Annotated in this window: 10 protein-coding genes; 8 read left to right on the forward strand and 2 right to left on the reverse strand. The window is 45.7% G+C overall.

Going from position 1 to position 14,531, the window contains the following annotated elements:
- Positions 1-72: 72 nt before the first annotated feature.
- The gene (locus tag DW769_RS09435) at positions 73-1,563 is read right to left on the reverse strand and encodes an AAA family ATPase (RefSeq protein WP_118750309.1); all 1,491 of its coding nucleotides are present in this window, start codon (positions 1,561-1,563) and stop codon (positions 73-75) included.
- A gap of 303 nt (positions 1,564-1,866) precedes the next feature.
- Positions 1,867-2,793, reverse strand: coding sequence for a DMT family transporter (locus DW769_RS09440; RefSeq protein ID WP_118750310.1), 927 nt, complete (start codon positions 2,791-2,793; stop codon positions 1,867-1,869).
- A gap of 315 nt (positions 2,794-3,108) precedes the next feature.
- Here DW769_RS09440 and DW769_RS09445 point away from each other — a divergent pair, with 315 nt between their 5' ends.
- From DW769_RS09445 to DW769_RS09480, 8 genes are all read left to right on the forward strand, one after another.
- Complete coding sequence (locus DW769_RS09445) at positions 3,109-5,037, forward strand: ABC transporter substrate-binding protein (RefSeq protein WP_158568572.1); 1,929 nt, start codon at positions 3,109-3,111, stop codon at positions 5,035-5,037.
- A 98-nt stretch (positions 5,038-5,135) separates the two neighbouring features.
- Positions 5,136-6,140, forward strand: a complete 1,005-nt coding sequence (locus DW769_RS09450) for an ABC transporter permease (protein ID WP_117510332.1) — start codon at positions 5,136-5,138, stop codon at positions 6,138-6,140.
- Between the two features lie 15 nt (positions 6,141-6,155).
- Complete coding sequence (locus tag DW769_RS09455; protein WP_117510331.1) at positions 6,156-7,409, forward strand: ABC transporter permease; 1,254 nt, start codon at positions 6,156-6,158, stop codon at positions 7,407-7,409.
- A 10-nt stretch (positions 7,410-7,419) separates the two neighbouring features.
- Positions 7,420-8,427, forward strand: a complete 1,008-nt coding sequence (locus DW769_RS09460) for an ABC transporter ATP-binding protein (RefSeq protein ID WP_199688479.1) — start codon at positions 7,420-7,422, stop codon at positions 8,425-8,427.
- Positions 8,420-9,238 carry an ABC transporter ATP-binding protein gene (locus tag DW769_RS09465; RefSeq protein WP_022462701.1) on the forward strand — a complete coding sequence of 273 codons (819 nt, stop codon included), beginning with the start codon at positions 8,420-8,422 and terminating at the stop codon, positions 9,236-9,238. Before DW769_RS09460 ends, DW769_RS09465 begins: the two co-directional genes overlap by 8 nt.
- Positions 9,239-9,436: 198 nt before the next feature.
- Positions 9,437-11,302 (forward strand): sensor histidine kinase, encoded by a 1,866-nt coding sequence (locus DW769_RS09470; protein ID WP_118750311.1) that lies wholly within the window; start codon positions 9,437-9,439, stop codon positions 11,300-11,302.
- Entirely contained in the window at positions 11,274-12,722 is a 1,449-nt protein-coding gene (locus DW769_RS09475) for a response regulator (protein ID WP_118750312.1), read from the forward strand. The genes DW769_RS09470 and DW769_RS09475 overlap by 29 nt, the downstream gene beginning before the upstream one ends.
- Positions 12,715-14,472: an ABC transporter ATP-binding protein gene (locus tag DW769_RS09480; RefSeq protein WP_118750313.1), complete on the forward strand. Its 1,758-nt coding sequence runs from the start codon at positions 12,715-12,717 to the stop codon at positions 14,470-14,472. The genes DW769_RS09475 and DW769_RS09480 overlap by 8 nt, the downstream gene beginning before the upstream one ends.
- Positions 14,473-14,531: the final 59 nt, after the last annotated feature.

Raw genomic sequence — 14,531 nt, forward strand, 5'->3', positions numbered from 1 at the left:
CAGAGCGTGAATTGTTGCGTCACTGGTTTTCGCCGTACCCTGATACGCCTTCAAAATAGAAAATAAGGCAGATCAGCAGGACAAGAGCAGTTCACGTACCATTTCTGCATTAAAGGTAACAGAGGAAACATGGTTGACTTCTATCTGATATAACGCATTTGCTGCGATATGCTCAGCAGCCTGCTCAAGATCACGAATACCGCTTGTGTTTTCGTGGCAGGAGATTACGGCATCGAGTCCTTCCGGTGTCAGAATGCATTCCTTTTCTTTCATACCGATACGTTTTAACACCTTTGGAAGTGCATAGCGGGAGAAAATGATTTTCTTTTCTTCCGGTGTGTAATCCGGAATTTCAATCACAGCGAAGCGGGACATCAGCGGAGCACTGATCTGGTCCTTGTCGTTTGCGGTTGCAATCGGGTATACACCGACGGTCGGGATCATACATTCGATATAGTTATCGGTAAAACCAAGATTATCAAGAAGGGTCAGCAGAACATCTGCCGGGTTTCCATTACCCTTGCCGGAGGCAGCCTTGTCGAGTTCGTTGATGATAAAGACGAGGTTGGATTCGCCGGCCATGGAAAAAGCATCCATGATGATTCCCGGTTTTGCGTTTGCGTAGATGCGGGAGCTTCCGGTCAGCTGTTCCGGGTCATTAATCGAACTCATATCGAGTGTTGTCCACGGTAATTTTAAGATACGCGCAACGGCATAAGCAATCTGCGATTTTCCGGTTCCGGCAGGACCGATCAGTAACAGACCATAGGCCGGCAGCGTATGAGTCCGGTTAATCTGAATGATAGTTTCGATAATTCTCTGCTTCACGCGTTCCATGCCGTACAGTTCTTCATCAAGGATCCGGCGTGCTTCTACCGGATCAATGGCTTCAAAATAATTGCTTTTCCACTGGATGTTCATCATCATGGAAAGGGCGCGCTGTGCGTGACGACGTTCTTCGGGAGAGACTTCGTGGGAACGGGCAACAGCGAGGTTTCGACGAGCCCAAAGGCGGATATTGTCCGGCAGCGTTCTTCCGGCACAGTTCATAAAATCAGTGATGGATTGGATGCTGGTGAGCTTCATGCTGTCACCGGTTTCCTCCTGATCCTCATCCTCAACTTCTTCTTCCGGTGCATTGCTGGCGAGGAGACGTTCAATCATAAACTGTAAAAATCCATCCTCAGCCGAAAGCTTTGCGCCGCCACCGAAAGCGATCTCGCGGATTTTGTAAACTGCATAACCGTCGGATGTTTGTGTACCGGAAAGGCGGACATTGATATGGTTTTCACCGAGCCATTTTAAAAGGCTGACAAAACGGGCATCAATCTGAAGAATGTCGGCAATAAAGGTTTCTTCTTCATCTTTAAATTCAAACGAGGTCCGTTTGGATGGGGTTGTGAAAATACCACAGGGATGATGCGGGAAAGCCTTCTCTTTTGTATCCAGAATTAGGATCGGCTGATCCGGAGAAGTAAACGGTGCGTTTGTGCGGAAAACAGTATACGTACATTCGGAAACTTTTGCTTTTTCCGGGGAATTGCTGAAATCAAAAACGGGCATGACAGAACCTCCTAATAAAATAAGTGCTTATTGGTACAATAAAAACAGTGTAGCACGAATTAAAAAATCCTGCAATCAATATGCAGAATTTTGTATTTTTATGCTATAAAAATGTTAGGCAGGCGGATATTCGCAATGGAAGCAGGGGACTTGCTCGATTCGGTTAAATTTTCGGATGGCGTAAAAAAAGCCCTCCGGGCAGGATCACACTGCGGCGGAGGGAAATTATGTCATTAAAGCAAGCTGCCGTAAGAAAGAAGCTCGCAAAACAGAAATCTTTCTTACACTGAAAAAGGAATAACATCAGGAAACAGCATTGGCTTTGTGAAAGTTCGGAAGCTGTACCAGCACGATCGCTGCAAACATCAGAATACAGCCGGAGAGCTCGCGAGCGGAGAGAGCCTGATGAAGGAGAATCCAACCGGCAAGAACAGAAAAAACGGATTCCAGGCTCATAAGCAGAGAAGCTGTGGCAGGATTTAATCCTTTCTGCCCGATGATCTGCAGGGTATAGCCAATACCTGAAGAGAGAATTCCGGCATAGAGAATCGGCATCCAGGCGTGCAGAAGATCGGAGAAGTTTACGGTTTCAAAGAGAACCATACAGACAGCGGACAGGATCGAACAGGTAAAAAACTGAATGCAGGACATTTTGATGCCGCTGACAAGCGGAGAAAAATGATCAATAACCAGAATATGTACGGTAAATCCGAGCGCGCAGGCAAGCACAAGAAAATCTCCCTTCTGCAAAGAGAAGGAGCCGTCTGTCATACAGAGCAGATAGAGACCAGCGACGGCAATAAGAACTGCGAGCCAGACCTTCGGCTGTACACGCTTTCGGAGAAAAAAACCGCAGACCGGAACAAGTACGATGTAAAGTGCGGTGATAAAACCGGCCTTTCCGACGGTTGTGTACTGGATGCCGATCTGCTGCAGAGTTGAGGCGACAAACAGTGCGATGCCGCAGAGAATACCGCCCGCCCAGAGCGTTTTTGGCTGTGTGGTATTTTCTGACGAAGCATCCGGCGGTAGGGTTCGCTTTTTACGCGAGGAGAAAAAGACAATCAGCGGAAGAAGCGTAAGTCCGCCGAGCAGGTTTCGTGCCGCGTTGAACGTAAAAGGTCCGACATAATCCATACCGGTCTGCTGTGCGACAAAGGCAGAACCCCAGATCGCAGCGGTCAGAAGCAGAAGCGCTGACTGTCGGTACTTATGAGAAACAGTATTCATAATAGAAAAAACCTCCTGAAATTGATACGATATTCATCATAGCACAAAGAGATGGAAAAAGCGAACGGAAAAATGTCGGAAAAGACGGAAAAATAGCACAAATAATCATAATGACGAAATAGTGCAGATGTTGCGAAAATGGATATGTGAAAAATGAGCAGAACAAAGGGAGTTAAAAAGAGTAAAATGAGCAATTTAACCAACATAAAACAAAAAAAGAACACCAAAAACAAAAAATAGACACTGTTTTTCTAACAGTCTTTGTGTATAATGAATTCATCAAGCAAGAACGAAAACCTTAAGGAGGTAAAAAGTATGAAAAAGCGTAACATGAAAGTCCTTGCACTGTTAATGACAGTGACAATGGCAGGAACGATGCTTGCCGGATGTGGAGACAGCGGAAGCACAAGCACTAGTTCAAGCGGAGGAGCAACAGCATCCTCCAGCGGAACAGCAGATGCATCAAGCGATACCACAGCAGCATCTTCCAGCACAGCAGATGCTTCCAGCGAAGATACCACAGGTTCAGATGATGTGGTAGGCGAGCTTCCAAGAAATGAAACTCTTTACTTCGCAGGACAGCAGTGGGGTACCGTCAATGATTACAACCCAATGTCAGCAAACTCAAACAATGCAATGGTTATAGCACAGGGCGATGCTTCACGTGTACTTGTTTATGAAACTCTTTATATGTGGAATCCACTGGATGCAAAAATGTATCCGTTGCTTGCAGACGGAGATCCGGTTTGGAACGATGCCCGTACCGAAATTACCGTTAAGATCAAAGCTGATGCAAAATGGAATGACGGCACACCGGTTACTGCAAAAGATGTAGCAGCTACCTATCATGCACATGTAGATTACAATTCTTCTACCGGCGCTGAAATGAAGAGCTACATTGCAGATGTTGTTGCACAGGATGACAGTACCGTAGTCTTCAAACTGACAACCGATGACTCCGGCGAAGCAGTTAACCCGGTTCTTGCGGAAAGATATCTTCCAATGCTTTATATCATGCAGGAAAACTATCTGAAGACCGTAGCTGACAGAAACAACAACGATGCTGAAGCAATTAAAATGGATAAGATGGACGATCTGGTAACTTCCGGACCGTACAAAAAATACTTTGACAATGACCAGAACGTAGTTCTGATCCGCGATGATAATTATTGGGGACAGGCAGATTCCATGTGGGGTAAGCTTCCGGTTCCGAAATATATTTCTCACCCGATCTTTAAAGATAACGCAGCAGCTACCACCGCATTCCAGAATGGTGATATTGATGTGGCACAGCTATTCATCACAGACCTTCAGAAATTGTGGTTAGAGCAGGATCTTCCGATTTCTACCTATGTTGATGAAGCACCGTATCAGCTGTGTATGACAATGCCTACCCTGTTCTTTAATACAGAAGTAGAAGGACTGGATCAGGTAGCTGTTCGTAAGGCAATCGCTATGGCAGTTGACTACGATCAGGTTATTTCTTCAGCAATGTCCGGACAGTCTCCTACCTTCGCAGATGTTCCGCGTTCTGTCATGAACCCGACCGATGCTGAGCAGGCTATGGTGGATCAGGATGCCTTAAAAGAGTATCAGTGGTCCAATGCCGATGTAGAAGGTGCTAAGAAGCTTCTGGACGATGCCGGAATCGTAGACACCGACGGAGACGGAATCCGTGAGTACAACGGAAAGAACCTTTCCTATAAGGCTGAGTGCCCGACAGGATGGTCTGACTGGAATGCAACCCTTGAAATCGTAGCAGCAGCAGGAAAGAATATTGGTATCAACATTGAGACCTACTTCCCGGAAGCAGCAAACTACAGCACGGATTACAGTACCGGAAACTTCGAAATCACCATGCAGTCCGGCCCTGGTACATCGGTTGCCAACCCGTACATGAGATGCCGTTTCTTCATGAGCTCTGATTACAACGATCTTGAGGTTAACTTCAGTGGTAACTTCGGTCATTATCAGAACGACCGTGTAGATGAAATCCTTGCAGCAATTCCTCATGAGACCGATGATGCAAAACTGAAAGATTACTATACAGAACTTTCCAAGATTATGCTGGAAGATTGCCCGTGTGTACCGTTGATGTACAGACCGCAGGTATTCCACGAAGTAAACGAGTCCGTATGGACCAACTATCCGCAGAAAGACGATGGAAGTAACGTTCCTCCGATGGACTGCACCGATGGTTATGGCGTAGCAGCACTGTACAATCTGGGACTGGTTGACGGCTGATTTGCCAAACAGAAAGAAAGTTCATACTGAATTGTAACAGAGGCGGCCGGAGCCGGGGTGCTCCGGCCGCTTTTAAAAATCAGAAGGAGGGTTCTTCTATGAAAGGAATGAAAAAGTATTATACGCAGAAGATCTTGTGGTATCTTCTGACGTTAGTCTTTGCGGTACTGCTGAACTTCATTCTTCCGCGTCTGATGCCGGGCGATCCGGTTTCAACTATTGCTTCCAAATCGGTAGAAGGTATGACCGATGCGACTGCAATTCAGAAAGTATATGAAGACTATGCAGCAAAATTTGGTATTAACAAACCAATGTATGTCCAGTTTTTTACCTGGGTAAAAAATGCACTTCGCGGTGATTTCGGCGTTTCTTTCAGCCAGTATCCGCGTACCGTATCCGATATTATTTCCAGTTCGGTTCTGTGGACCATATGTTTACAGCTTCCGGCCATTATTGTTGGATGGATTCTTGGTAACCTGCTTGGTGCAATTGCAGCTTATATGAAAGGTGTTTTCGACAAGGCAATCCTTCCGGCATTCCTGTTTATCAGTAACGTACCTGCCTTTGGTATGGCAACCGTACTTTTGTTCATTTTCTCACTGAAATTACATATTGCACCTGCAGCAGGCGGCTATGCGAGCAGTATGATTCCGCATATGAGCCTTGCTTTTATGAAATCTGTGCTTTCACATTACCAGTTGCCATTCTGGTCTATCGTAATCATCACGATCGGCGGCCAGGCTATTGGTATGCGTTCAATGTCAATTTATGAATTGAATGCCGACTATGTAAAATACAGTCGTTTCCTTGGTATCAAGGATCATACGATTGTGAAATATGTGTTCCGTAACGCAATGCTTCCGCAGATCACCGGTCTCGCAATGTCCCTTGGTACCATGATCGGCGGCAACCTGGTAGCTGAGATGGTATTCAGTTACCCGGGACTTGGAACAACGATGCTCTCAGCAGTTACCGGCCAGGATTATCCGCTGCTTTCTGCCTGTACGTTAATCATTACCATCATGGTTCTGCTGGCCAACCTGCTTGTTGAACTTCTGTATGCAGTCATTGACCCACGTGTCAAAGCATCCCAGCAGGATTAGAAAGGAGAATACGCTATGAAAAATACAATCAAACAGATTTTTCATTCAGGAAAATTCGTGACAGGATTTGTAATCTTCTTGGCAATTCTCCTGACCATTATCATCTATCCGTTTGTTGTGGCAAAAGATCCGCTGGCAATGATCGGAAACGGAAACTTTTTCAAACCGGGTACCTATCTTTCGATTCAGGACACCGTAAATTCCGGCAAAACGTATAAGATGAATGTTGATGCAACCGCATCCATCGTTGAAAGCAAACTGACAATGGACAACCGTTCTATGATGGCAGAATGGCTGGAAAAATACGGCGGTGTAGATGCCAGTGAAATCGATGTTACCGATGCAGAAGGTCTGATTGCACTTTGGGAGGAAAAATATGACCCAAATGCAGAACAGAAAGGCCTTATCGCAGCAAAAAAGAAAAAATATCAGCGTCTCGACAACGAAATCGACGGTATTTTAGAGGATGTTCCAACCATTATTGCCGAGAAAAATAAAGAGACCGGTGAGCTGGAAGAGGTTCAGAGCATCGACAGCAAGCAGTATATCAATGAAAAAGATGTCATTAACCGTCAGACCTTCGTGCTTGGTACGGATAACTTTGGCCGTGATGTTTTGACTGAGCTGATCTCTGCAACAGGTTCATCCCTGAAAATTGGTCTGGTTGCGGGAATCATTGCAACCGTGATCGGACTGTTCCTCGGACTTCTTGCAGGTTACCTTGGAGGTTTTGTGGACAACCTGATTCTGTTCTTTACCAACTTGTTCACCGTTATCCCATCCTTCGTTCTCTTGATCCTCATCTCCTATAGCGTAGGTGAGTCTCAGAGGGGAATCATGATGGTGGCACTCCTGATCGGAATTACCGCATGGCCGTGGACAACACGTTCCGTACGTTCCCAGGTTATTTCTCTTCGAAACCGTGACCATGTAAACCTTTCCAAACTGTCCGGCCACAGCATGCTGCGGATTGTCCTTACCGACATCCTTCCGTACGTTGCATCCTACGTTGTTATGGCCTTCATTCTCCAGATTTCCTCCGGAATTCTGGCTGAGGCACAGCTTTCTATGATCGGACTTGGACCGGCAACCACAAAGACGGCAACACTTGGTCTTATGATGCAATGGGCAACCCAGTACAATGCGCACTTAAATGGTGCATGGTGGGCATATTTCCCGGTCATTCTTGTAATCGCACTTATTTCATTCTCTCTTAACCTGATGAACACCGGTCTTGACCAGGTATTCAACCCGCAGTTAAGAGACTAAGGAGGCAGCTATGGGAAAAGTAATGCTGGAAGTAAACAATCTGAAAACGAAATATGTGACTCGTTTTCATGAAGATGTATACGCCGTAGACGGAGTCTCCCTGAAGATTGAGGAGGGAAAATCCCTCGGTGTAGCGGGTGAGTCCGGCTGTGGTAAATCGACGCTGGCGCTGTCCCTGATGGGCTATTATTTCGCACCGCTTCACTACATCAGCGGCGATATTATCGTAGATGGAAGAAAAATTTCCGGAATGAAACCAGACGATGTCCGGAAAAATATTCTGGGCAATGAGATCGCCTACATTCCGCAGGCAGCAATGAATGCTCTGAACCCGACACAGAAAATCATCCGATTTGTAGAAGACGTTATTCATGCGCATGATCCGAAAATGCCGAAAAAGGATATTTATGATCTGGCAAAAGAACGTTTTCAGATCTTAGGCCTGCCGGAGGAGGTACTGCAGAAGCATGCGGTTGAGCTTTCCGGAGGTATGAAACAGAGAACCGTTATCGCAATTTCGACCATTCTTTCTCCGAAGGTACTGATCGCCGATGAGCCGTCATCCGCGCTGGATGTAACTTCCCAGAAAATGGTTATTAAAATGATGCGTGATCTGATGGAAAAAGGATTTATCAAATCCATGATCTTCATCACACACGAGCTGCCGCTTCTTTACAACGTAACCGATGATATTATGGTTATGTATGCTGGACAGATTGTAGAAAAAGGTACCGCAAAAGAAATGGTATTCGATCCGCTGCATCCATATTCCAAAGGTCTGATGGGATCGATCATCGTTCCGGAGGAAGGTGTAAGAGAACAGAAGCTGACTGCAATTCCGGGAACTCCGCCAAACCTGAAGCATCCGCCGGAGGGCTGCCGTTTCGCAGACCGCTGTCCTTATGCACAGCCAACCTGCCGCGGTATGAAACCAGAGGTCATCGAACTGCCGAACGGAAGAGAGTACCGCTGCCTGATGTCTGAGAGAAAGATTCGGGAGGTGTATGCAAATGCGTGATGGTAAAGAATTAAAACCATGCCTCTCCGGAAGAGGCGTAACGAAAGTGTTTGGCTTTGGCGATGCAAAAACGGTCGCTGTAGACCATGTTGATTTCGATTTTCATGAAGGTGAATTTGTTTCTATCGTAGGAGAATCCGGATCCGGAAAAACAACCCTTTCGAAGATGTTGCTCGGGCTGATCAGCGTAACGGAAGGCGAAATTGATTTCCAGGGTAAACCAAGAGACATCTCGAACGGAAAGAAGAAAAAAGAGTACTGGAAGGGAATTCAGGCGATTTTCCAGGATCCGTTCGCTTCCTACAATATGTTCAAACGTGTAGATTCTGTTCTGCTGGATTGCATTAACATGCGCGGTGACAAAAATCTGCCGAAAGAAGAAAAAGAACGTCTGATGACAGAGGCCTGCAGCTTTGTAAACTTAAAATACGCAGAACTGACAAACAAATATCCATTTGAGCTGTCAGGAGGCCAGATGCAGCGACTGATGATCGCACGCATTTTCCTTCTGAAACCAAAGATTCTGCTTGCCGATGAGCCGACGTCCATGATTGATGCCTGCTCACGTGCAACGATCCTTGATATGCTGCTGAAGCTGCGTGATGAGATCAATATGACGATTATCTTCATTACCCACGATATTGGTCTTGCTTACTATGTATCCGATAATGTTTATATTATGGAGCATGGAAAATTTGTAGAATCGGGACCGGCAGAAGAAGTAATTCTTCACCCGACAGCAGCGTATACCAAACGTCTGATCAGCGATGTTCCGAAGATTTATGAACCGTGGGATCTGACAACGGTATAACAATGGTACGAAAGCTGTTTCCCTGGAACCATGCTTTGCGTCATATATGAGTCTTGCGAAAAGAGAGACGGTACACGGAAAAAAAGTGTACCGTCTTCTCTTTTTGTCAATAATTTTTCTGAAAAAATTGCTTTTTGAAGAGAAAACTGGTAAAATTAGTGAAGTTACAGAACCGAAAAGAAAACTGGGGGATGAAAAATGGGAAACTGGTTTCGCGGACTGAAACTGAACCAAAAATTTACCGTAACAACGTTGATCTTTATTTTTATTCCGCTTTTTGGCATGATGTGCTTTGGATTTAGGAGTATCAAAAAGAATGCCATAGATCATGGGGTAAATGAAGCAGTAACGGCAACAGATCTTACCTGTGCGGAGGTGAATGCAAAAGCGAATGCCTGCTCAATGGTTGTAGATACGCTGCAGGAGTATGAACCACTGGAAAAATATCTTCTTCATCTCAGGAGGGGAGAGGAGATCTCGGAGAGCTATTATCGGCAATTTCGGAACAACAGCATCAGCATAATCGATAAAATGCAGGAGGCAATGCCAGATCTGTACCAGATCCATATTTTTGCCATGGCAGATGGTTTTCTGGAGCAGCAGCCGATCCTGTACCAGAAGGAAAAGATGAAAAACTGTTCCTGGTACCGAAGCTATCAGGGCGGTGGACAGTGGTTTTTTGACATACAGGAAAAAAATATTATCTCCGGTACAAAAAAAGAAGGTTCCCATTTGATGACTTATGTACGGGAACTGCGGGATCAAAGCGGAGGAAGGCTTGGCGTGATCGAGGTATCCATGCGTATGGCAGACATATTTCCCGAAATTTATCGATCCGGTGACAGCAGCTGGGCCTGCTTTGTTGATGAAAATTGGAATTTATATGACTGCGGGAAGACAGCGGCAGCCTGCAAATGGCAGTCCTATCGGGGTCTGATTCTGTTCCGGGCAGGAATCCGTGACAAAAAAGAGAGTCAGCAGAGCGCGGTGATTGACCGGAAAAACGTTGCAATTGTACTTCGGAAAGTCGATAAACTCAATGGAATGTTTGTAACACTGACCAATTTGGATGATGCAACCGGAAACATGATCAAACAGCAGCAGAGAATGCTGCTTGAATTTGCCGGCTTCGGGCTGCTTCTGATTGTGGTGGCCAATCTGATTGTGCGTGGCCTGCTGAAGGAGTTTTATGACGTCTTGGGTGAGATGCATCAGATTGACAACGGAACAACAAAGATCAAGGTTTGTTACAGCGCAGAAGAGATGCGGGAAATGAGCTATGGTATCAACGGAATGCTGGAGAGAATTCAGAAACAGAACGAGGAAAGCATCAAAAGGGAGGCAGCGCTGAAAGATACGGCAATCCGGGCAATGCAGAACCAGATTAACGCTCATTTTATTTATAATGTTCTGGAATCCATCAAGATGATGGCTGAGATTAATGAAGAATATACGATTTCCGATGCAGTGACAGCACTTGGTGAAATGCTGCACTACAATATGCGCTGGAATAAATTCCTGGTAACCGTTCAGGATGAGATGAATTATATTCAGAACTATGTGGAACTGATGAATCTGCGGTATGATTTCACAATAACACTGTCCGTTCAGATGCCGGAAAATTTATATCGGCAGGATATCCCGAAGATGTCTCTTCAGCCGATTGTGGAAAATGCAATTACACATGGAATTGAGGAGCTGGATGCAGACGCTGTCATTGAAATCAAAGGAATAGAGCATGAAAAGAGCTTTGAGATTGAAATCACAGATTCCGGAACAGGCATGTCAGAAAAGCAGCTTGCAATTCTGAGACGTAAACTAAGAATGCGCCTGAATTCAGATACACAGCCGAAACATGGAATCGGGCTTCGGAATGTACAGGACAGAATCCACATTCAATTTGGAACAGAGTATGGGCTGTCGGTCTATACAAAAGAGCATTGCTATACGAAGGTGAGTATTCATCTTCCCATCACGAGGGGGAAATATTCTCTGATGGATCAAGAGGGTGACGAGAAAGAGGAAGAAAAAGAAAATGAATACACTGCTGGTTGTAGAAGATGAAAAATTAATTCGACAGGGAATCGTGGCGATGATCCGGCGAAGCAGCGTGCCGGTGGAGGAGATTCTGGAGTGTCGAAACGGAGAAGAGGCATTGGAGATTTTGAGAAAACAGAGGGTGGACGTCATGTTCACTGATATCCGTATGCCCAAAATGGATGGTCTGACACTGGTCGACAAAATGGAGGAGTTGTCACAGAAACCTGTTGTTATTGTTTTAAGCGGCTATGATGAATTTTCCTATGCGGTTGAAATGATGAAGCATGGAGTTCGGGACTATATTTTAAAACCGATCAAGCGGGAGACGATAGAACAGCTTCTGGAAAATCTGGAACGAGAGCTTTCGGAGACCCGGGAAACGGAAGAAGAGGAAGAACGGTGCTTTTTAAATCAGCTCCGTTATCTGATGATGAATGCAGAAATGGCCGAAGAAAACGAATGGATGGATATGGAAAGCAGGATCCGGCGATACATCGGAAACGACAGCTTCCGGATCCTGCTGACCAGCAAGGCAAATGGGGAACGGTTTTCGAAATGCAGCGGAATTCTGCTGGAAGGCGTAGAAGGAGGAGTTCTGTATCTTTTGCCGGAACCGGAGGCAGAGCGGATCATGAAAGAAAAAGATGAGAGATTTTGTCTCGGAGTGGGAAAAGAACATCATTCTGTGATGGAAATTCCAGAGGCATACCAGGAAGCACTGCTGGCCCGGGAAATGGCATTTATACAGAAAAATCCTGTGGAAGAATATCAGAAAAAATGTTTTGAGGAAAAGCCGGAACTGGCACAGTTTCAGGAAAAATTTATTCTGCAGGTGCCAACGGACCGGGCAGATACTGTGCTGCGAAAAATGCGGAACTGGTATTTTGAGGCAGCACATCAGAGGGTTTCCCCCTATCAGCTTCTGGCAGTAACAGAAGCAATCTGTAAAGAGCTGGATCTTTTTCATCGAGTGGCGGAAAAACAGGAAAAATGTCCGCGCCCTCTGCAGTACCGTGATGCAGATCTGTTTCTGGATGCGTTTGAAAAATGGATACACGTTTACAGGGAAAGCCTGAAAAGTCAGACAGCCGGAAAAGAAAAAATGGAAGAGGCAATTTCATATATTCGGGAAAATTATGCAAAAGATCTGAATATGGCAATGGTATCTAACCATATTTGTATGAATTATTCGCTGTTTTCAGCAGCGTTTAAAGAACATACCGGTGTGAATTTTGTGAACTATCTGAAGGAGATCCGCATTGCGGAGGCAAAGCGTCTGTTGATTCAAACAGAAGATAAAATTACGGAAATTGCCAAACAGGTTGGATTTGAAAATGATAAGCATTTCATGAAATCATTTAAAACGGCATGCGGCGTATCACCGTCTGAGTTCCGAAAAGATTACAAAATGGTTTCCAACGGAAAGGGAGGACAGGATGAGTAAAGAAAAAGAAACCGGAAAAGAGAAGAGAAGAATCCGCCAGCTGGCGCGGTATTACATTCCATATAAGGGATTGTTTTTTACCGACATGTTTTTTGCAATGCTTGGAGCAGCCATTACACTGGTGATTCCACTGATTGTACGGTATATTACGAGTACGGTTGTGGAAAAGCCGCTGGAGCAGGCAACGGGTGAGATTATCCGCCTCGGTATTCTGATGATTGCTATGGTTCTGGTTGAAATGTACTGTAACTTTTATATTGCCTATTACGGCCATGTGATGGGGGCGCGGATTGAGCATGATATGCGGAACGAGATCTTCGGCCATTATCAGAAGCTTTCGTTTGCTTTTTTCGATAACCAGAAGGTCGGCCATCTGTTGTCGCGCATCACAAGCGATCTGTTCGATATCAGTGAGCTTTTACATCATGGGCCGGAGGATATTGTCATTTCGTTTATCAAACTGATCGGTGCGATGATCATCCTGTTTGTGGTAAATCCGATGCTGGCATGTGTGCCGCTTGTGGTTATTGTGGTGATGCTGCTATTTGCCTTGGTAATGAACAGCCGCATGAAGAGTGCATTCAAGGAAAACCGTCGTAGAATTGCGGATATCAACAGTCAGATTGAGGACAGTCTTTCGGGGATCCGTGTTGTCAAATCGTTTGGAAATGAGACAGAGGAGATGCGTAAGTTCAATGCGGGAAATGACCGTTTTGTCGATTCGAAGAAGGTCAGCTACCGCTATATGGGAATTTACAATTCGGGAATGGGAGCATTTTCGACGCTGATTACCGTTATTTCGCTGATTGTCGGCGCATTGCTGATGACAGGTGGTAAGCTTGGGGCGGCGGATCTGGTTACATTTCTTCTGTATATTAACAACTGTACAGATCCGGTGAAAAAGCTGGTGAACTTTACGGAACAGTTCCAGAATGGTTATTCCGGTTATGAACGTTTTCTGGAAATTATGAGCATCGCACCGGACATCCAGGACAAGCAGGATGCGTTGCCACTGAAGAATGTGCAGGGTGAAGTAACATTTGAAAACGTTTCGTTTCATTATGAGGAGTCGAAGGAAAATGTGTTAAGCAATGTGAATCTGCATGTCCCGGCAGGAGACTATGTAGCGCTGGTGGGAAGCTCTGGCGCCGGAAAGACGACGCTCTGTTCTCTGATTCCGCGTTTTTACGATGTGACAGAAGGAAGGATTCTACTGGATGGAAAGGATATCCGCGATGTGAAATTGAAGGATCTGCGCGATGAAATCGGTATTGTGCAGCAGGATGTGTACCTGTTTGCGGGAACGATCATCGACAACATCCGCTATGGCAGACCGGATGCGACCGACGAGGAGGTCATCCGCGCAGCGAAAGCGGCCAATGCACATGAATTTATCATGGAGCTGGCGGACGGCTACGACACCGATATCGGCCAGCGCGGCGTAAAACTTTCCGGTGGCCAGAAACAACGGCTTTCCATCGCCCGCGTATTCCTCAAAAACCCGCCGATTCTGATTTTCGACGAGGCAACCTCAGCGCTCGACAACGAAAGCGAAAAAGTCGTCCAGAAATCTTTGGAACTTCTGGCGAAAGACAGGACAACCTTCGTGATTGCGCACCGGCTGTCCACAATCCGGAATGCAAAGCGGATTCTGGTGCTGACGGAGAATGGAATTGCGGAGGAAGGCACACATAAGGAACTGCTCGCGAAAGGCGGGATTTATGCGCATTTGTATGAGATGCAGTTTTGATGAAAATTTCATTAGTATGACAGAAAGGCAGCGGAAGAGAAACCGCTGCCTTTTTTGAC

Source organism: Blautia sp. AM29-29 (assembly GCF_003480555.1).
GTDB lineage: Bacteria > Bacillota > Clostridia > Lachnospirales > Lachnospiraceae > Fusicatenibacter > Fusicatenibacter saccharivorans.